The organism is Hyphomonas sp. ske169, from assembly GCF_056850855.1.
This window is the reverse complement of record NZ_CP096146.1, coordinates 1,285,424-1,304,488: the sequence shown is the minus strand read 5'-3', so window position 1 is coordinate 1,304,488 and position 19,065 is coordinate 1,285,424. Positions and strand designations below refer to the sequence as shown.

Below are 19,065 nucleotides of genomic sequence, written 5' to 3'. Positions count from 1 at the left end.
TGTTTACATTGAGGTCAGCTAACGGTCCCCACCTAATTCTGACTGAACAAAGCTTTACCTGCTGATCCACTGCGTTCAGCAGGTTTTTTTTACTAAAGCTCGGAAATTTTCAGCAAATGGTCTTCGAGCTTCCGGCTTTGTTTCTGCAGATTAAAGTCCTCGGTCGCGAGCTTTAGCCCCGCTTCTCCCATGCGCGCAGTTGCCTCGGGGTCTTGCAGCATTTTCCTCAGATTATCGGCCAAGGCATCAGAATCGCCTTCATCGCAGAGATAGCCCGTTTCACCATCGCGCACGCATTCAACAATCCCCGAATGCCGAGTCGCGGCGAGGGCGCAGCCAGAAAGCATGGCTTCGATACAGACCAAGGGTAGGCCCTCTGCGTCCCCAGAGGGCGCGCGTTTTGACGGGACACAGGCGATTTTCGCAGCGGCCCAATGTTGCGGCATCTCATCTGCGGGGACCCAGCCTGCCAGCTCGACATTCACGCCGGAAGCCGCCAGCTGATCGTGCAGTCCTTGCTCGAACGTGTCCCGCTCACCAGCGGGTTTGTTTCCGCATAGCCGGACGGTCCAACCCTCTAGGTCAGGCTTCAGCCTGGTCAGTGCCTCGATCAGCGTATCGATGCCCTTTTTCGGGGACCAGCGCCCGGCAAACACGAGCAGGTTTTCTTTCTTGCCAGGCTGGAACTTCGCTGGATCTGCGGTGTTATGGTGGACGATCATTTTCTCATCCGGCGCGCCCTTTGCGAGCAATTCGCGGCGGATGAAATCGGAACAGGGGAGGATGAGATCAGCCTCATCCCAAAGCGTCTGACGGCGGCGATTATAGACCCTGAACGCCGAGTTCTTTGTATTCGATGTCTTGGTCGCGTCGCCGCCGTAGTAAGTCACCGCGAGCGGTAGGCCGAGCTTCTTCGCTAAGGGCAGAGCATAAGCGCCCGATTTGCCGAAACTCGCATGGATCGCGATGGGATTGAGCGCCCGGAGCGTCTCTTCAAGTTGGGTTGAGATCATGCCGAATTGTTTGAACCCGGACGCGCCAAACGCACCATGCAAGGGCGTTAGATCAATCGCCTCAGCGCCTTCAGGCACCGGGCCATTGATTGTGTGGCCAATATAGATCGGCTTGAGGCGTTCGAACGCGCTATAGCCGCGCGGGATAAAGCTCTCAGACGGAGTGAACATTTTATCGCAATAGGCGAGGATGTTTTTTAGCTCAGCCACCGTTCCGCTCCTGCTCAAACCAGTTCCACGCCGTCCTGATAATCGTCTCCATATCCGAGTGTTGCGGCACCCAGCCTAGCGTCTGTTTGGCTTTGTCGGCGCTGGCGACCAAACTTGGCGGGTCGCCTGGCCGCCGATCTGCGATGATGCGCGGAACCTTTTTTCCCGCGACCGAAGAGACCGCGTCTGCAAGTTCTAAGACGCTGCACCCTTGGCCGGTGCCGAGATTGAAAACATCGCTTACGCCGCCATCGAAAAGATAGGTCAGTGCGCGGCGATGCGCGTCTGCGAGGTCGGTGACATGAATATAGTCCCGCACGCAGGTGCCATCTGGGGTGTCATAGTCGCCGCCAAAAATGTTGAATGTGAAAGTCCCGTCCATCGCGCCGCGAATCGCGAGCGGGATCACGTGCGGCTCTGGGTCATGCCGCTCTCCGGTTTCGCCCGCGGCGTCACACCCCGCGGCATTGAAATAGCGGAGCATGGCGGAACGAATACCGTGGGCTTGGCCATAATCTTTGATGATTTGCTCACAAATCAGCTTGCTGCGGCCATACGGATTGATTGGGTTTTGCGGGGTTTGCTCCGTGATCAGGTCATTGCTGATGCCGTACGTTGCGCAGGAGGAAGAGAAGACGAGGTTTGAGACTTCACTCTTCAGCATCGCATCAAGCACGTTCAGCGTGCCGGTCAGATTGTTGCGGTAATAAATCTCAGGCGCGGTCATCGACTCGGCGACATAAGCAAGGGCCGCAAAGTGCGCGACTGCATCAGGTTGCACCGATTGCATCGCCGCTTGCAGCGCAGGTTGGTCGAGAATGTCGCCTTCGATCAGCTCGCCCCAATTGACCAAATCCCGGTGCCCACGGGATAGATTATCGTAGGTGACCACGGTCCATCCAGCTTCGGCGAACGCCTTCGCGCAGTGGCTTCCCACATAACCCGCGCCGCCAGTGACAAATACAGTTTTGGACATGCTCAGCCCTAATTTCGAGTGATGCCGCTGGCCTAAGCTGCAGGCTGCGCGCCGTCAAACAGGCAAATGCGGTTTCTAGAGCACCAATTGGGTTTGGGTGACCAGGCAGACTTTCTTGCCGGTCGGGTCGGTCACTTCGGTCTGCCACACTGACAGACGGCGTCCGATCCGCACCGGAGTTGAGACGCCGGTGACCAGCGTGCCAGCGGGTGGTCCACTCAAGAAAGCAGTGTTGCTATCGATCGTTGTGGTCCCGTTGGCGCCTTCTGGAATCGCGAGCCACGCGCCCGTCGCGCCCAGGACGTCGCAGAAGCTCATCATGCAGCCGCCATGCATCGTGCCGCCGGATGTGCAGAGCTCGTCGCGAATGAGCAGCTCACCCACGACTCTATCCTTACTGGCTTCGGTAATCTTGATGCCGAGCAATTTAGAATAGGGCTGGGCTTCCGCGATTTGTACGAGTGGATCCATTTTTGCCTCCTGTGCCACAAAGCTATCGTTGTGCCGCAGCGCTGAAAACCCTGGACGTAAGGGTAGATCGAACCGCTGTTCACGCGTCTGTGATGAGAATCTTCGTATTGATTGTCGATAACGCGCGACAGGCGAATTTTTCTGCGTTAAGAGTCGGCAACCTAACGCGAGAAGGGAGTCGTGGGTGATGAAACCAATCCTGAATTCGAAACAATCTTTGGTCGGTGCCAGTATGGCGCTTGCCTTTATTCTTGGCGGCTGTGTCGCTGTCGACACCGCTGAAACGGCAGAGACTGAAACAACCGAAACGGTCGCAGAAGTGACTGAGGTCGTTGAAGAAACTCAAGCCGTCGTCGAAGAAGCAAAAGAGCAAGCCGCTGAATTGAGCGCCGAAGCAACCCTCGCCGCCGTCCTTGCTGCGCAACCGGCAGACGTTCAGGCGCGCTATGGCGCGCGGAACCCGGCTGAGACCATGGCCTTTTTTGGCATTGAGCCAGGCATGACAGTTGCTGAAGCCCTGCCGGGTGGCGGCTGGTACTCAAAAATTCTCCTCGCCTATCTCGGCGAAGAGGGCACACTAATCGGCGCCCATTACCCAGATAATCTTTGGGGCAAATTCGGGTTTGGCGATGAGTGGACCGCAACCCGCATCGAAGGCACGGCCAATTGGCCGACCCAAGCCGCGGAATGGGGCGTTGATGGGGCTGCGATCGCATCAACAATTTTGACCGACATGCCAGCAGACGCCAGCGGCCAAGTGGATGCTGTTCTGTTCATCCGAGCGCTGCACAACCTCAACCGCTTCACCGATGAGGAAAACAACTTCATGGGCGATACGCTGTCTGAGACCCATCGCGTGTTGAAGCCAGGCGGCATTGTTGGCGTCGTCCAGCATAAGGCGCCGGAAACCAACAGCGACGAATGGGCAGACGGAAGCAATGGCTATCTGAAAAAGTCCGCTGTTATTGCCGCCTTCGAAGCGGCTGGTTTTGAATATGTTGGCGGGACTGACCTGAACAAAAACCCAGCCGACGTGCCAACCGAGGAAGACTTTGTATGGCGCCTGCCGCCATCCCTCGCGGGCACCGAAGAGGGCTCGCCAGAACGGGCGGCCAATGAGGCGATTGGCGAGTCAAATCGCATGACACTGAAATTCCGTAAGCCTGCCTAATTCGGTTTACGAAATGGGTGGCGCGGGTCCCCTCGCCGCGCCACCGCTTTATTCGACTTGGCAGTCGGTCGTGCTTGTCCTAAATCACGCGCCTTAGTCGCAAAGAGATAGACATGACCAATTACCGCCTATTCGGGGCCGAAACTTCTCCTTACTCGCTGAAAGTGCGGTCCTTCCTGCGCTATAAGGGCGTGGAGTTCGATTGGATTGTTCGTAGCAAAGCGACGGATGAAGAGTTTGCCGCTTTTGCGCGCGTTCCCACGGTGCCGCTATTGCTGTCACCAAACCGCCCGGCCAACCAAGATTCGACCAGCATCCTGGCCACGGTTGAGGCCGATCATGCTGAGCCGTCGGCGGTGCCAGATGATGCGGCCTGTGCGGCGCTGGCTTTGATTCTCGAAGACTATGCCGATGAATGGCTGAACAAGCTGATGTTTTTCAATCGCTGGGGCCAGAAGCCAGATCGTGAATTGGCGGGCGAGCGCACAATGGAACAGCTCCTGGATGGCGACCTTCCGCGCGCGAAGAAAAAGACCCGCGACCAAATCGTGAAACGGATGCGCGATCGATTGCCATTGGTTGGCATCGAAAAGAAAAATGAGAAAACCCTCAAACCGAGCTTTGAACGGTTCTTCACGCTGCTGAACGCGCACCTTGAAAAGAACCTTTTCCTGTTTGGTGGGCGTCCATCTTCAGCGGATTTCGCGATTGCCGGGCAAGTTGCGCAGCTCTTGCTGGACCCGACGCCAGGTGACTGGTTGCGCGCGCAGGCGCCTTTTGTGACGGCCTGGAGCGAGTTCATGGAAGCGCCAAAAGCAGGTGGACCGTTCTTGCCGCTGGCTGAGCTCGAAGAGACGCTGCTGCCTTTGTTCAGAGACGAAGTGGCGACGACTTATCTGCCTTGGGCCAAAGCCAATATGGAAGCGGCAGAAGCCAAAGCTGAGCGGGTCTCCCTCAAACTTGACGGAAAAGCCTATGAACAGGTCACGCAGCATTATGCCGCGCGGGCGTTCAAATCGGTCGTGAAAGCGACGGGATCAGCGAAATCTGCTGATGGTCTCTCTGATTTTCTTGAAAAAGCTGGCGCCGGCGAGGTCTTCGCTTAGGCGTCGTCTGGCCGAGACTCATCGGCCCACAAATCGAAATTCGCAACAATGATCCGGCCAAGGGTTAGATCTACCGTTGGCACGTCCTCAAACGTGAACGGGATCAGCACGGGCTTTGCCTGACCTTTGCTTTGGATTTCGATCAAATCTCCCGCCCCGTGATTCAGCACGGCTTTCACTCGGCCAATCGGAGCCTCTCCGCCAGAAAAAACGTCCAGGCCGACGAGATCTTCGATGTAAAATTCGTCTTCATCGGTGTCTGGCAAGACGTCACGCGGCACAAAGAGTTTACTGCTTTTCAGGCCGTCCCATTCCTCTTTCTGGCGCGTCGTCTTGGGCGTCACGATAAAATGGTCTTTGGCGGTTCGGATTGAAACGGGGTCGATCAGAATATCGCCTTGCTCAGAGAGAAAAGGCGCATAATCAAACACCGCTTCTGGCTCTGCGGTGAAACTCTTCACGCGAACATCCCCGCGCACCCCATGAGCGCCGAGGATCGCGCCAATAACGACCAAATCTGACTTATGTTTCTTCATCGCCGCTCTGGTAAACCGTGGGCTTACAGAATGAAAGCTTCCTTTTTCGCGTGCGTCGCACTAGGAGTGCGCGCTGAATAATTGAAGACGAAGACCATGACCAAATCTTTGCCAATCTCAATCGATGATGTTCGCGCGGCCGCTGAAATCTTAGACGGCCAGATTGAGCGCACCCCTATGCGCCATTCTAAGACGCTCTCAACGATTACCGGGGCAGAGGTTTGGGTGAAGTTTGAGAATCTTCAATTCACCGCCGCCTTTAAAGAGCGCGGGGCACTGAACAAGCTGGCGCGGCTGACCGATGAGCAAAAAGAGGCAGGCGTTGTTGCCGCGTCTGCTGGCAATCATGCGCAAGGGGTTGCCTATCACGGCCGCCGCCTGGGCATTCCCGTGACCATCGTGATGCCGGTGACGACCCCATTCAACAAAGTTGAGCATACCCGCGCGTTCGGGGCTCGAGTGGTTCTGGAAGGCAATACCTTCGATGAAGCCAATGCGCACGCCCAAAACCTGCGGCAGCAAGAAGGGCTGACCTGGATCCATCCTTTTGATGATCCTGAAATCATGGCCGGGCAGGGCACGATCGCTCTAGAAATGCTTGAGGAGAATCCTGAGCTCGACACGCTGATCGTTCCGATTGGCGGTGGCGGCTTGATTTCGGGCATCGCCACGGCGGCGAAAGACCATAATCGCTTTATTCGCGTGATAGGGGTGGAAGCGTCGATGTATGCCGGCATGCGCGCCCGTCTCGAAGGGCGCGAACCAAAGACGGGCGGCGCGTCCATCGCTGAAGGCATCGCCGTGAAAGATGTGGGCGCATTGACTGAAATGGTCGTGCGTGAGCTCGTAGATGACGTTGTCTTGGTCGAAGAAGAGCATATCGAACGTGCGATCACTCTGTTTGCGGATATCGAGAAAACGGTTGCGGAAGGCGCAGGCGCAGCGGGTCTTGCAGCGATGCTCGCCCATCCCGCCAAGTTCACAGGCCGCCGGGTTGGGCTGGTCTTATGCGGCGGCAATATCGACTCGCGCCTGCTGGCTTCGGTTTTGACCCGGTCGCTGGTGCGCGACAATCGCTTGGTCAATATTCGGATCATTGGCGATGATCGCCCGGGACTGCTTGCGCTTGTGTCGCAAGTGATCGGGGATGCGGGGGCCAACATCGTCGAAGTGACCCACAATCGCATCGCGCTTGATGTTCCTGCGAAAGGAGCTGAGTTCGACATCATGATGGAAACGCGAGATGCGCAGCACACCCAAGACGTCATCGAAGCTTTGAGCCAAGCCGGATATCCGCCACGCACCCATTAATTTTTCTTCAGATCAAGCCTCTCATTTTAAGCATTAGTTAGAGAATCTGCTGTCTTTGTTAACTAATCAATCGATTTAGCATCAGAGGCATAGATAATGCGATTTTTGTTGGCTGGGTTTGTTACCGCGCTAACGATTTCCGGGGCGAGTGCTCAAGGAATTCAACAGACCAAAGGCGATTTTGAAGATAAGTTCCGGCAATTGGACGAGGTTCTTCCAAGCCCGAACGTGTATCGAAACGCCGCTGGTGAGCCTGGGCATGAATACTGGCAACAGGAAGCTGATTATTCGATCAAAGTAAGCTTGGATGAGCCGGCACGGCGTCTCACAGCTTCATCGACGATTACCTATAAGAATAATTCGCCGGATACGTTACGCTATCTCTGGCTGCAGCTTGATCAAAACCGCTTCCGTGAAGACTCGATTGCGGAAATGACGCGGACGTTTACGGCCAAAGAGCCTGGCTCGGTCAATGCGCGCGAAGCCGCGACGCCGCAAATCACTTTGCGCTCGCTGCGCCGGATGCAATCGCAAGCCGATCATGAGTATGGCTATGACATTACCCGCGTCGAAGACACGCGCGGCAATGCGCTGCCAAGCACAATTGTCGGCACGCTGATGCGGATTGACTTGCCGCGTCCTTTGGCGCCGGGTCGTACGACGAGTTTCGAAATCGATTGGGCGTATAATCTGATCGAACAGAAAGCTATGGGGGGACGCGCGGGGTACGAGCACTTCCCAGATGATGAGCGCGAAGGCGGCAATGATATTTTCCTCGTCGCGCAATGGTTCCCGCGCATGATTGCCTATTCAGACTATGAAGGCTGGCACAATAAAGAGTTCCTCGGCAGCGGCGAGTTTACGCTCGAATTTGGCGACTATGATGTTGAAATCACTGTCCCCGACGATCATATCGTCTCGGCTTCAGGCGTGTTGCAAAATGATCGCGACGTCCTGACCGCAACCCAGCGCGCGCGACTGGCGGATGCTGAAAATGCCGACCGTCCGGTCTTTGTGGTTACCCCGGAAGAAGCTGAAACGAATGAAAGTTCGAACCCAACCGGGTCGAAGACGTGGAAATTCGAAGCCAATAAAGTGCGCGACTTTGCTTGGGCGACCTCACGGAAGTTCGCTTGGGACGCACAGGGCTTCAAACAGCCGGGCGCTGAGTTCGAAACAGTTATGGCGATGTCCTTCTATCCGAAAGAAGGCGGCGAGCTGTGGCAGAAATATTCGACCACAGCGGTGATCCACACGATGGATGTCTATAACCGGTTTGCCTTTGATTATCCTTATCCCACCTCGCAATCGGTCAACGGACCGGTCGGCGGGATGGAATACCCGATGATCACGTTCAATGGTCCGCGCACAACGCTGCAAGACGATGGGTCTCGCACTTATACGATGGCGGAAAAGCGCTTCTTGATTGGCGTCGTGATCCACGAGATCGGGCATATCTATTTCCCGATGGTGGTCAATTCAGACGAACGCCAATGGACCTGGATGGATGAGGGGCATAACAGCTTCTTGGATAGCGTCGCTGGCTATGAATGGGATCCCAATATTCCGTGGACCCGCTCGCTGCCGCGCGATCTGATCTATTACATGGTGTCTGACGAGCAGGTGCCGATCATGACCCAATCGGACAGCGTGTTGCAACTCGGACCGAATGCGTACGGCAAGCCGTCTGCGGCGCTTCACATCCTGCGCGATACGATTTTGGGGCGTGAGAAGTTTGACTTTGCGTTCCGTGAATATGCGCGCCGCTGGAAGTTTAAACGCCCCACCCCAAGCGATTTTTTCCGCACAATGGAAGAGGCGTCCGGGGTTGATTTGGATTGGTTCTGGCGCGGCTGGTTCTACACCACAGATCATGTCGATATTTCGCTCGATCGCGTCTTCCACATGGAAATGAACACTGAGGACCCCGATATTGATTTGGCGCGTCTGCGAGAAGATGTCGCCAATCAGCCAGGTAAAGTCGGGGTCGATCTCAATGAAGACGAAGGCCTAGAGACTTGGGTTGACCGGTTTCCGGACATTCGCGATTTCTATGACGAGAATGATATCTACACGGTCACCAATAAAGACCGGAATGATTATAAGGACTTCCTCGATGAGATGGACGAGCTTGACCGTCAGGTCTTTGACCGCGCCATCGCAGAAGATGCCGAATATTATGCGCTTGAATTCTCGAACATTGGCGGCCTCGTCATGCCGATTATTCTCGGACTGGAATTCACAGATGGCACCACAGAACGGATGTATATCCCGGCCGAAATCTGGCGCCGGAATCCGCATCGCGTCAGCAAGCTCTTGGTCTTTGAAAAGGGCAAAGAACTGAAGCAGATCGTCGTCGACCCAGATTGGGAGACCGCCGATGCGGACATCGAGAACAACTATTATCCGCGACGCATTACGCCGTCTCGTGTAGAATCGTTCAAATTCCGTGCTCCGTTCTCATATGATCGTCGTGATATTATGCAGGACATCAAAACTGAGCTCGAAACCGATGACGATGATGAGAACGCTGCAGAAGACACGGATGATGGTGCAGAGGAGTAGCGCATGCGCACGCTCTTAACACACGGCCTTGTCGCGTTCGCAGCCGCGCTGATGCTTCCCGCGCCCGCCAGCGCTCATGAGCAAGCGGTTGCCTTTACTGAACTGACCGTAAAGGCCAATGGGGCCGAGACCGATTGTTCGGTCCAGGGCTGCACGCTTGAAGTCGCGCATCGGCTGGCCATTCATGACGCAGAAAGCACATTGATGCACGTCCTCGGCGCCCGCGCGGATCTGTATGGCGACCGCGAAGCTCAGTCTAAGTTTGAAGCCTATGTCGCCGACCAGTTTTCGCTCGCCGATGCTCAGTCAGGCGAGGCGATCGAATTGACCCTGCTCGGCGGCGAAGTCGAGCGCGGTTATTATTGGGTCTATCTTGAGGGTGAGCTGCCGGCGAGCACAACAGAGCTGAGCGTGATCAATACGGTAATGATGGATGCCATTGAGAACCAAACCAATCGCGTCAATATTCGCCAGAATGACATGACCCGGACTTTGGTGTTTCGCGGCAGCGCGCGTCCAAGAGCCTACCGCATTCGTTAGATGACAGCCCTCTGAAAGCGTCTTAGACAACGCCAAGCATTTCAGGAGTATTCGTCTTGCGCACTCTATTCGCGGCCCTTGGCGGCCTCTTTCTCGCAGCATGTGGTGGAGAAACCATGGACCCTGTTGACCCGAACGACCCGCTCGCAACTTACATCCCGTGGGATGCCGAACGCGATGGTGTGCAAACAACCGAAAGCGGCCTGCAATATGTCATCGTGCGCGAAGGCGACGACGGCGGCGATACGCCAGGACCTCGCGACCGTGTCAGCGTCATGTATGATGGTCGTCTTGTCGACGGCACTGTGTTCGATAGCTCATATGAGCGCGGCTCTTCGGCGACATTTGGGGTTAATCAAGTAATTTCCGGATGGACTGAAGGCTTGCAACTCATGTCGGTCGGCGACGAGTTCATCTTCTATATTCCAACTGAGCTTGGATATGGCGATCATCCGCGCCCAGGCGGTAAGATCAAACCGGGTGACGATCTCATCTTCCGCGTTGAGCTGCAGCAAGTCGTGAAAGCGCCAGAACCGCGCGCGACAGATGATGCGGCGTGGGACAAATTTACACCCTGGAACTCAGACCTGCCAGAAGTCGAAAAAACCGGCACTGGCCTTGAATATGTTGTCCTCGCAAGCGGCGACGAGACCGGGACCAGCCCGCAAGGCGGCGACCGGGTTGTTGTCTATTATGAAGGCCGCTTTGATGATGGCGGGGACGTGTTCGACAGCGCATTCAAGCGCGGCGAAGCCGCATTGTTCCCGGCCAATCGCGTCATTCCGGGCTGGGTGGAAGCCTTGCAAAAGATGAAACCGGGCGATCGTTGGCTTGTTCACGTGCCCGGCGAGCTGGCCTACGGACCGGCTGGCAATGGACCGATCCCACCAAACGCTGCCTTGAATTTTGAGGTAGAATTAATGGATGTTGTGCCAGTCCAATAGGTGAGAATTTAAACGGGACGTTTTACTGAGAGGGGCTTTAAAATGATCCGCAATACACAATTCGCAATCGGGGCCGTGTCGGCACTTTGTCTGACCGGCTGTGCCTCATTGCCGGAGGTTTCGCTTCCGACCAATGCGGGCGGTATTTTCGGTGGCGGCGCTTTGCCGGACTGCCCAGAATTGCAGGCAGGGCCTGGACCGTTTGCTCCGCCATTTCCAGCTGAATGCGCGAGCATGAACAAAACAGCGAGCGGAGTCCGCTATATTCCCATTGCGAACGGCGACATGGCTGAAGGTTCCCCCAGTGCAGACGCGACGATTGTCGTCAGTTATGAGGCCTTTCTGGCGGCAGATGGGCGGGTGATTGATAGTTCTTACGCGCGCGGCGAGCCGAGCGTCTATGATATGAATGAATTGATCGACGGTTGGGCGGAGGCGGTTAGCTTGATGAACCCAGGCGATGAGTGGCTGGTTTATGTCCCATCTGATCAAGCGTTTGGCGATGAGCCCCTGGGAGATCTGATTCCAGCGCAGTCCGACCTGGTCTATCGCGTGAAATTAGACGGATTTCTCTCGTCTCAACAAGTAGAACAAGTCGCCGCAAACCGTCCGGCAGCGCCTGTTGCGGGCGCAGGCCCCGATATGGCAGCTTGGCAAGCCAACTTCCCATGGGACGCCAATCGCGAAGGTGTAGAGACGCTTCCAAGTGGGCTTTCTATTGTCGTGCTCGAGACCGGCGATCCGGCCGGACCAACGCCGTCTGAAGACGACCAGGTGCGCATTCATTATGAAGGCCGGTTCGCAGATACGAGCGAGTATTTTGATAGTTCTTGGGCAACTGGCGGTCCTGCCGAACATAATGCTGGCGGCTTTGTGCCCGGCTTTTCAGAAGCCTTGATGATGATGCGCCCCGGAGATCGCTATCTGGTCCATATCCCATCTGAGCTTGCTTACGGCGAAATCGGGGTAATTCGTCTTGTGCCACCGAATTCTGATCTGATGTTCCAGATCGAGCTGTTGGATGTTCTGAGCGCGGAATAAGGGTTAGAAGCCCGATCCGGGTTTTTGGAGATAATCCGACTCTGCGGCTGTGTTCTGGCGGCCCAAGATCGCGTTCCTGTGCGGGAAGCGCCCAAACTCAGCGATCACATCTCGATGCTGCCGCGCATAATCGAGCGAGTTTTCGAGCAATGGCCGAAAGACCGGGCGGCTTGAACCGAGTAGCTGTTCGAATGCGGTGACGCAGGTGTTCTGGTCTTCGAGGGATTCAGAATGCTCGAGCGGCATCAAAAAGAAGGCCCGTTCGACCTCGGTCAGCTGGGACGTCTCCCGGCGCGCGAGTCCGGCCTTGGTGAGCCGCAGCGCCAAGGGATCATAAGAGAAAGCCTTGGGCGTGCCGCGATGAATGTTCCGGCTGAACTGGTCCAATACAATGATTGCCGCCAGAGTTTGGCGCGGACCCGCCTTCGCCCATTCCGCCGCCAAACCATCACTTAGCTCGTCGAGCAGATCGCCGAACTGGGATTGGATAAACGCATCGGTCTCGGCGGATTTGATGAACCAAGTTTTGTTCAGGCGGTTCGCCGCGAGATGGTCATGCGTGGCGGGTCCAATCCAATAATCGAGCACAGCTCCGGGGGTGAGATAAGTTGCCATTGGGCTCAGCTCGCGGGACGATGGGATACCATCATATAATTGACTTTGGTGTCACCAGTTAATCGCCATTGGTCGCTGAGCGGATTAAAACTGACGCCTTGCGGCGCTTCAACATCCAATCCTGCGGCACGCAGCGGACGCTCAACTTCCTCTGGACGCAGGAATTTTTCGAATTCATGCGTTCCGCGCGGCAGCCATCCCAGCACATATTCAGCGCCAACAATTGCGAGAGCAAAAGCTTTTGGGGTGCGGTTGAGTGTGGCGACAATCATCAAGCCGCCCGGTTTAACGAGACTTGCGCAGTCTTTAAGGAATTGGGCCGGATCGGCGACATGCTCGACCACTTCTAGGTTCAGCACGACATCAAATTGCGGTTCGCCGCCTTCGATCAGTGCTTCGACTGTGCCTGCTCGGAAATCGATGTCGAGGCCGCCTTGCTCAGCATGGGTCATCGCGGTTTTGATATTTGCGTCGCTAGCGTCAACCGCGGTGACTTTGGCGCCAAGACGGGTCATCGGTTCACTGACCAGCCCTCCACCGCAGCCAATGTCTAAGAATCGCAAGCCCTCGAACGGCCGCTTCGCAACCGGGTCGAGCCCAAAATGGAACTCAACCGTATCGCGAATGAATCCGAGCCGAACCGGATTAAACTTATGTAAGGGCCGAAACTTACCTTTCGGGTCCCACCATTCGGCGGCCATCGCGGTAAATTTAGCGACTTCGCTTGGGTCAATACTGGGCCGCGTTGGCGCATTTGGGGCGGTGTTGGTCGCAGCTGTCATGAGTTTAGCTATCCTAATTGCGATTTCGCGCTGAGCCCTATAAGGAAGCGCCTGCTTACTTCATCGCAGATGGTATGTTTTGACGAGGCGGCAATGGCGCGCACTGTACTGAAATTTGGCGGAACCTCCGTCGCGGATCTCGATCGCATCTCGCATGTGGCCGATATTGTGGCGCATCGCGCCGCAAAAGGTGAAAAACTGGCGGTGATTGTGTCTGCCATGTCGGGTGAGACCAATAAGCTTGTTTCCTTGGCCAAAGGCGCTGCCGGCACGGACGTCGTGGGTGAGGATTTTGACGATGAATATGATGTCGTCGTCGCCTCAGGCGAACAGGTCACCTCTGGTCTTTTGGCGCTATCCTTGCGCAAACGGGGCCTGAAAGCCCGCAGCTGGCTAGGCTGGCAAATGCGTATGAACACGCGCGAAGGCCATGGCGCTGCTCGAATCAACGGGTTTGATGAAGATAGCGGTCTTGGTGCCGCGATTGATTCTGGCGAAGTCGCGGTGATTGCCGGTTTCCAAGGCGTCACCGATGAAGGCCGCGTCTCGACGCTCGGCCGGGGCGGATCAGATACGACGGCGGTGGCTGTTGCGGCGGCCCTCGGATCTGTGCCGTGTGATATCTATACCGATGTTGACGGCGTCTACACGACCGATCCGCGAATTGTGCCGCAGGCGACGCGCTTGCCGCGTGTTTCGTATGAAGAAATGCTCGAAATGGCGTCTTTAGGCGCGAAAGTGCTGCAAACCCGCTCGGTTGAGCTCGCAATGAACCACCAAGTGCCGCTTCGGGTGCTGTCTAGTTTTGCTGAGCCCGGAGACGACAATCCCGGGACTTGGATCTGTAATGAGGATGAGATTGTGGAAAAACAGGTTGTAAACGGCGTTACTTATTCGCGGGACGAAGCCAAAATCACCCTCTATGGCATGGAAGATAAACCGGGCACCTCGGCCAATCTGTTTGCCCTTTTGGCCCGTGAGGGCGTAAATGTGGACATGATCGTGCAGGCCAATGCGCGTGGCGAGGGCCGGGCCAATATGGTGTTCACCTGTACCAGTGGGGACAGTGAGAAAGCTCAACGCGTGCTAAATGCGAACCGCGAAAAGGTGGTATTCGAGAATATGGATGTCAGCCGCGATGTCGCGAAAGTCTCCGTCGTCGGCGTCGGGATGAAATCGCATACGGGTGTGGCCGAAACCATGTTCGATGCGCTGGCGGCGAAGAATATCAATATTGACGTCATCTCAACCTCCGAGATCAAGATTTCGGTCTTGATTGATACAGATTATACCGAACTTGCGGTTCGCGCGCTTCACACCGCGTTTGACCTTGACGCGAGCTAGGTGAACCCCCCATCTGAGCCCAGGCATGCCTGATAGCTTTTCCATCCCCCGGCTTCTAATGAACCGACTTCGGTCGGTAATGGCTGCCGAAGCCGATACTGAGGCGCGGCTGCTCAAGGTCGTGCGCCTGATTGCGGGCACGATGGTGGCGGATGTTTGCTCGATTTATCGGCGCACCGATGATGACCGGATGGAATTGATTGCCACTGAGGGTCTACGCGAAGACGCAATTCATCGAACCTTTTTGGCTATGGATGAGGGGTTGGTTGGACAAATCGCGCAAACCGCGCAGCCGGTCTCGATCCAAGACGCACCGCGGCATCCAAGCTTTTCTTACCGGCCCGAGACGGGCGAAGATCCTTATCACGCGTTTTTGGGGGTGCCGATCCTAAAAGGCGGTTTGGTGATAGGTGTACTGACCGTACAGAACCGAACTGAGCGCCTCTACCAAGACGATGAGATTGATAGCCTGCAAACCATCGCCATGGTGCTGGCTGAGATTGTGCCTGCGTCCGGATCGGGCGCGGAGCAGACTGAAGCGGCGCGCGAAGGGCGACCAGTCAATTTGCAGGGACGTAGCCTCTGCGGGGGGCTTGGAATGGGCCGAGTCCGCTTGCACGATCCGGTGATTCCGGCGGCCCGCTTCTTCGCCGAAGACCCAGAAATTGAAGAACATCGCCTCGAGAATGCCTTAGAGGAGCTTCATCTCTCAATCGACCGGCTCCTGGCAGCAGAGATTGGCGGTCTGTGGGGCGAACCCCGAGAGGTGATCGAAGCCTATAAATTGCTGGCATCGGACCCAACCTGGGCGGAAAAGCTTCGCGAAGGGGTGCGAGGCGGACTTTCCGCGGAAGCCTCAATCGATCGATTGCGCCGTGAACACCGAGCCCGGTTCGAGAAAGTGAAGGATCCCTATTTGCGGGAACGCCTTCATGATTTGGAGGATTTGGACAACCGTTTGCTTCGTATGCTTGCGGGCGCAGAAGACCCGCACGCACAGGCTAAACCGAACCCCGACGACCCCGAGATCCTTATCGCGCGACGCCTTGGGCCAGCCGAACTGCTCGATTATGGAAAGGCGGGCTTTGCCGCGATCATTCTCGAAGAGGTTGCGACCTCAAGCCATGCGGCAATTGTTGCGCGGGGCTTAGGCATTCCAACGGTTGGCGGCATTGATGGCTTGCTGACGCATGTTTCTCGCGGCGATCAGGTGATTGTCGATGGCGAAGACGGCCGGGTGCATCTGCGCCCAGATGAAGAGCTGCTGCACGCCTATACCAATCGGCAAGCTGTGCTCAGCGAGCGCCAGGCGCTTTATGCGGCGTTGCGAGACGAGCCAACTGAGTCAAAAGACGGCGTTCCTGTCCGCTTGATGTTAAATGCCGGGCTCGGGCTCGATACGGAGCATCTCGACAGCACCGGCGCGCAAGGTATCGGTCTGTTCCGGACGGAATTCCAATTTTTGATGTCCGAACGCTTGCCCAGCGTGACTGACCAAATCGAGCTTTATAAGCATGTTCTTAGCGCCGCGGACGGGCGACCCGTCTATTTTAGAACGCTCGATCTTGGCGGTGATAAGCTCTTGCCGAACCTCAATGATGCGCGCGAGGAAAACCCTGCGCTGGGATGGCGATCGATCCGATTTGCTTTGGATCGGCCAGGTCTTTTCCGGCGCCAATTGCGCGCCTTGTTGCGCGCCGGGGAAGGGCGACCGCTCTCGGCGATGTTCCCAATGGTGACGAGCGCACATGAGTTTCGCCAAGCGAAACAAATGCTCTTGGAAGAAGTCGAGTGGGGAAAAACACGCGGTTTCGCGGGGCCAAGCGACCTCCAAATTGGCGCGATGCTTGAAACGCCAGCCTTCGCCTATGCCTTGGAAGACATTGCTGGCGAGGTCGATTTCGTCTCGATCGGCACCAATGATATGTTACAATTTTTCCATGCGGCAGACCGCATGACGCCGCTTGTGTCAGATCGGTACCCATTTGTGAGCCGCCCGGTCATGCGCTTTTTGGCGCAAGTTTTTGAGACATGTCAAAGGGTTGGCGTACCAGTTTCGATTTGTGGCGAGGGGGCAGGGCGCCCGCTCGAAGCGTTATGCTTGATCGGTCTTGGCTATCGCAGCCTTTCCATGCCGGGCGGCGGGATTGGACCTGTGAAGCGAATGCTGCGATCCTTGGACTTGGCGAGTTTCGGCCCGGCATTTGCAGATCTCTTGCAAAAGCGAGATCCTGCATTGCGTAACGGAGTGTTAGAGCTTGCTGATGTACAAGGTATAGTTCTGAATGACGTCTAAGCAGCCAAACACCGAAAACGATACCGTGACTGAGCCTATTCTTTCCGATCCTAGCGATGAGATCATGGAACCAAGCGTTGGTGTTCGTTTGCGTGAAGCGCGCGAGGCGAAAGACTTAGAGTTGCGCGATGTGGCACTTAAAACCCGGCAATCGCAAGACACGTTGGCGGCGCTCGAAGCTGAAGAAACAGATCATATCCCGGCCAGTATCTTACGCCTTCAGGCGCGAAACTATGCACGGTTTCTGGGCTTACCCGAAGCCGACATTGTCGGCGCTTTTTCAGAAGATCGTGGCGCCCCAAATGTCGACTCTATGCCGTCGCAGGCACGCGAGACCAGTTTTCCGGCGCGGACCGTTATGCTGGCGGGAGGCGCCCTTGTCGCCTTAGCTTTTATTGTCGGAGCGGTTGTGGTGATGACAAATGCACCGGAGCCGACCACTGAAGACCCACTCGCAATCTCAGCCAGACTAGCGCCGGCTTTTGATCGAACAGCAGGGCTGGAAGTTCTATCGACACGGACCAGCCAGGAATTTGCGATCCAAGCGACTAAAACGGCATGGATTGAAGTGCGAGGATCGGACGGAACTGTGTTCCGAAGCCGTGATATGCGGGCGGGCGAAACCTATTTTCCGCGCACAGATGCAGGCTGGACGATTACTGTACGCGATGCAGGCGCATTTGAATGGCGCCTCGGCGAAACAGTTGCGAGCCCCATCGGAGAGCCTGGCCAGGCTTTGTTCTCCGTCAGTGTAGATGCCGCGCGCGACATGGCGGTCCAAGCTCAGAATACAGCTTTAGCAGAGACCTCCGACAATCGGGGTCAAGAACGCCGTTAGACCGATTATCTATCCTGCGACTCAAAAAGCCGGCCTATGAAAGGCCGGCTTTTTCGGATCTCAATACTCGGATCAGTATTTAGTCGTCGCTGTTCAGCTCTTTTTGCATGAGCAGCTGTTCGCCAACATTCTCGTAGTGAGCGCGGTTGTCGCCGGCTGAGAGAGTTGGGCGACATGCTGGGGCGCAATCATAGGTGAAGTTGTCGCCGGCACGTTTCACGGAGACCCATGTTGTCGCGTTGGCAGTCACAACCACATCCGAAGAATGAATCGTGTTTCCATCCGCATCGAAAATCATCAGATTGGTCGTCCCGAACGATTTTCCGGTTACGAATAACAGTTTGTCATCATGAACGGCGACGTCCGCGATGTTTGGGTTGCCGATAATCACGCTCTCCGCATTCACATTGAGTTTGATGGCTTTCGCTTTACCCGCCTCAACGGTGACGTGTCCGGCATGAGCGGCGCAGGCGACGAGCGCGGCAGCACCAATCGAAATTACGGATTTTGAAAAGGACATCTTTCGAGCACTCCAGACTATTGCGTGTATAAATGCCTGAAAGAGGTTATCTGAATCCTAAGGCTCGCATTTGTATTGGCGCGAGCATCCCCCAAAATTCACGATTTCTTTGGTTAATCGTTACTTACGATCGGTTAGAGATTTTCCGGAATTGATTCACGAGATTTTGAGGGCCGTATAGTAGAAGCGGTTCTGTTCGGGACGTCTCGAGCATCTAGGGGACAAAACTGGTACTTAGTGGAGTCCTCCAATGCTAAAATTTTTCAAAAATGAATCCGGCGCGACCGCAATCGAATATGGTTTGATTGCTGCGCTCATTGCTGTTGCGATTATCGGTGCTGTCACAGCGCTCGGTTCGAGTGTTTCTACGACATTCCTTTCTGTTGCTAACGCAATGTAGTTGCCTGATTGAGATTTAGTCCGTCGCCTGATGGACTAAATCGTGGCTCTGTTGGCATTAGACCAAGGTCTGATGTCAACAGATACGCCTTCAAGGTTGATGAAAATTCTCAGCAGCCAGCTCAGCGAGGCTTGTATCGGTATCTTTTGGTTTCGCGATTGACGAAACGCCGTCACTTCTAACGATCACGCGCCCTCAAAAACGCCTATACTATCAATACTATATAGATAATCGTCCGTCATCCGCTGAAGGTTAACGGACCCTTCCATTATGTTCAGGAATTACTTGCATCAGTTTACTGGATTTTCAGTGCGATGGGGTAGAACCCAATTCGTTCCGGGGACACCCGAAACTTCCGGGACGTCTATAACCTGCATAGTGGGAGT

18 protein-coding genes are annotated in these 19,065 nt (G+C 55.6%); 11 read left to right on the top strand and 7 right to left on the bottom strand.

What is annotated here, in order from left to right:
• Positions 1-92: 92 nt before the first annotated feature.
• The 3 genes from MY069_RS06225 to MY069_RS06215 form a co-directional block, all read right to left on the bottom strand.
• Positions 93-1,223, bottom strand: coding sequence for a glycosyltransferase (locus MY069_RS06225; protein WP_482796205.1), 1,131 nt, complete (start codon positions 1,221-1,223; stop codon positions 93-95).
• Positions 1,216-2,199, bottom strand: a complete 984-nt coding sequence (galE, locus tag MY069_RS06220) for a UDP-glucose 4-epimerase GalE (RefSeq protein ID WP_482796204.1) — start codon at positions 2,197-2,199, stop codon at positions 1,216-1,218. Before galE ends, MY069_RS06225 begins: the two co-directional genes overlap by 8 nt.
• Positions 2,200-2,274: 75 nt before the next feature.
• Complete coding sequence (locus MY069_RS06215; protein ID WP_482796203.1) at positions 2,275-2,670, bottom strand: PaaI family thioesterase; 396 nt, start codon at positions 2,668-2,670, stop codon at positions 2,275-2,277.
• Between the two features lie 187 nt (positions 2,671-2,857).
• Between MY069_RS06215 and MY069_RS06210 the strand changes: the two genes are divergently transcribed.
• Positions 2,858-3,841 carry a class I SAM-dependent methyltransferase gene (locus tag MY069_RS06210; protein WP_482796202.1) on the top strand — a complete coding sequence of 328 codons (984 nt, stop codon included), beginning with the start codon at positions 2,858-2,860 and terminating at the stop codon, positions 3,839-3,841.
• A 113-nt stretch (positions 3,842-3,954) separates the two neighbouring features.
• Complete coding sequence (locus MY069_RS06205; RefSeq protein WP_482796201.1) at positions 3,955-4,947, top strand: glutathione S-transferase family protein; 993 nt, start codon at positions 3,955-3,957, stop codon at positions 4,945-4,947.
• Here the strand turns inward: MY069_RS06205 and rimM are convergent.
• Positions 4,944-5,483 (bottom strand): ribosome maturation factor RimM, encoded by a 540-nt coding sequence (gene rimM / locus MY069_RS06200; RefSeq protein WP_482796200.1) that lies wholly within the window; start codon positions 5,481-5,483, stop codon positions 4,944-4,946. The two genes, MY069_RS06205 and rimM, sit on opposite strands and share 4 nt — an antisense overlap.
• Positions 5,484-5,579: 96 nt before the next feature.
• On the opposite strand from rimM, the gene MY069_RS06195 reads away from it, so the two are divergent.
• The 5 genes from MY069_RS06195 to MY069_RS06175 all read left to right on the top strand — a co-directional run bounded on the left by MY069_RS06195 (position 5,580) and on the right by MY069_RS06175 (position 11,884).
• Positions 5,580-6,794: a threonine ammonia-lyase gene (locus MY069_RS06195; RefSeq protein WP_482796199.1), complete on the top strand. Its 1,215-nt coding sequence runs from the start codon at positions 5,580-5,582 to the stop codon at positions 6,792-6,794.
• Between the two features lie 96 nt (positions 6,795-6,890).
• Positions 6,891-9,359, top strand: a complete 2,469-nt coding sequence (locus MY069_RS06190; RefSeq protein WP_482796198.1) for a M1 family metallopeptidase — start codon at positions 6,891-6,893, stop codon at positions 9,357-9,359.
• A 3-nt stretch (positions 9,360-9,362) separates the two neighbouring features.
• Complete coding sequence (locus MY069_RS06185) at positions 9,363-9,899, top strand: DUF6702 family protein (protein ID WP_482796197.1); 537 nt, start codon at positions 9,363-9,365, stop codon at positions 9,897-9,899.
• A 56-nt stretch (positions 9,900-9,955) separates the two neighbouring features.
• The gene (locus tag MY069_RS06180) at positions 9,956-10,843 is read left to right on the top strand and encodes an FKBP-type peptidyl-prolyl cis-trans isomerase (protein WP_482796196.1); all 888 of its coding nucleotides are present in this window, start codon (positions 9,956-9,958) and stop codon (positions 10,841-10,843) included.
• 42 nt (positions 10,844-10,885) lie between these two features.
• Positions 10,886-11,884 carry an FKBP-type peptidyl-prolyl cis-trans isomerase gene (locus tag MY069_RS06175; RefSeq protein ID WP_482796195.1) on the top strand — a complete coding sequence of 333 codons (999 nt, stop codon included), beginning with the start codon at positions 10,886-10,888 and terminating at the stop codon, positions 11,882-11,884.
• Positions 11,885-11,887: 3 nt separating this feature from the next.
• Here MY069_RS06175 and MY069_RS06170 read toward each other — a convergent pair whose 3' ends face one another.
• Positions 11,888-12,499 carry a DUF924 family protein gene (locus tag MY069_RS06170; RefSeq protein ID WP_482796194.1) on the bottom strand — a complete coding sequence of 204 codons (612 nt, stop codon included), beginning with the start codon at positions 12,497-12,499 and terminating at the stop codon, positions 11,888-11,890.
• A 5-nt stretch (positions 12,500-12,504) separates the two neighbouring features.
• Positions 12,505-13,281 carry a bifunctional 2-polyprenyl-6-hydroxyphenol methylase/3-demethylubiquinol 3-O-methyltransferase UbiG gene (gene ubiG, locus MY069_RS06165; RefSeq protein WP_482796193.1) on the bottom strand — a complete coding sequence of 259 codons (777 nt, stop codon included), beginning with the start codon at positions 13,279-13,281 and terminating at the stop codon, positions 12,505-12,507.
• Positions 13,282-13,374: 93 nt separating this feature from the next.
• Between ubiG and MY069_RS06160 the strand changes: the two genes are divergently transcribed.
• The 3 genes from MY069_RS06160 to MY069_RS06150 are packed head-to-tail and all read left to right on the top strand — an operon-like array spanning position 13,375 to position 17,759.
• Positions 13,375-14,625, top strand: a complete 1,251-nt coding sequence (locus MY069_RS06160; protein WP_482796192.1) for an aspartate kinase — start codon at positions 13,375-13,377, stop codon at positions 14,623-14,625.
• Positions 14,626-14,650: 25 nt separating this feature from the next.
• Positions 14,651-16,921, top strand: coding sequence for a phosphoenolpyruvate--protein phosphotransferase (ptsP, locus tag MY069_RS06155; protein WP_482796191.1), 2,271 nt, complete (start codon positions 14,651-14,653; stop codon positions 16,919-16,921).
• On the top strand, positions 16,911-17,759 hold the full coding sequence (locus tag MY069_RS06150; protein ID WP_482796190.1) for a RodZ domain-containing protein: 849 nt from the start codon (positions 16,911-16,913) through the stop codon (positions 17,757-17,759). The genes ptsP and MY069_RS06150 overlap by 11 nt, the downstream gene beginning before the upstream one ends.
• 79 nt (positions 17,760-17,838) lie before the next feature.
• Here the strand turns inward: MY069_RS06150 and MY069_RS06145 are convergent, their stop codons facing one another.
• On the bottom strand, positions 17,839-18,279 hold the full coding sequence (locus MY069_RS06145) for a pilus assembly protein N-terminal domain-containing protein (protein ID WP_482796189.1): 441 nt from the start codon (positions 18,277-18,279) through the stop codon (positions 17,839-17,841).
• A 250-nt stretch (positions 18,280-18,529) separates the two neighbouring features.
• Here MY069_RS06145 and MY069_RS06140 point away from each other — a divergent pair, with 250 nt between their 5' ends.
• On the top strand, positions 18,530-18,679 hold the full coding sequence (locus MY069_RS06140) for a Flp family type IVb pilin (protein WP_482796188.1): 150 nt from the start codon (positions 18,530-18,532) through the stop codon (positions 18,677-18,679).
• Positions 18,680-19,065 lie beyond the last annotated feature (386 nt).